The organism is Desertibacillus haloalkaliphilus, from assembly GCF_019039105.1.
GTDB lineage: Bacteria > Bacillota > Bacilli > Bacillales > KJ1-10-99 > Desertibacillus > Desertibacillus haloalkaliphilus.
Map to the genome: position 1 here is coordinate 1 of NZ_JAHPIV010000233.1, position 403 is coordinate 403.

General features: G+C 44.9%; 1 protein-coding gene. It reads left to right on the forward strand.

Translation table 11 applies throughout. From position 1 onward, the window contains the following. Positions 1–17: 17 nt before the first annotated feature. The coding region (locus KH400_RS21710; protein ID WP_217228184.1) for a hypothetical protein at positions 18–403 on the forward strand (386 nt) is incomplete at its 3' end.

A 403-nucleotide genomic window follows, 5' to 3' on the forward strand; every position in this document is an offset into this window, starting at 1 on the left:
CCCAAAAGGCAGTTAACATGACCACAACGTACCCAGATGGATCAACGGATGTTGTTAACCAGAATACGTTCACGGATTATGCCGAACAAAGCATCAAGCAACAAGACGGCAAGGTGTCGTTCGTTGATAATAACAAGGCAGCATCAATTGCTGCGGGTAGTTTTGGTGCCGATAACATTGCACACACGGTTGCTTATGAAGATGCACCACAAGATGCTGGTGTTGTTGCAAGTGATCAATCAGTGCAAGATGCATTGAAGGCTGTGAACGATGCGCAAACGTTGGCTGATTATCAAACCGCATTATCGGCCTACAACGCTGCTGTATTGGATGCGCAAAAGAAGCATGTCCAAGCGAATATTGATTCAATCAACAACAACATTGCGCAAATTCAGAGTGACAT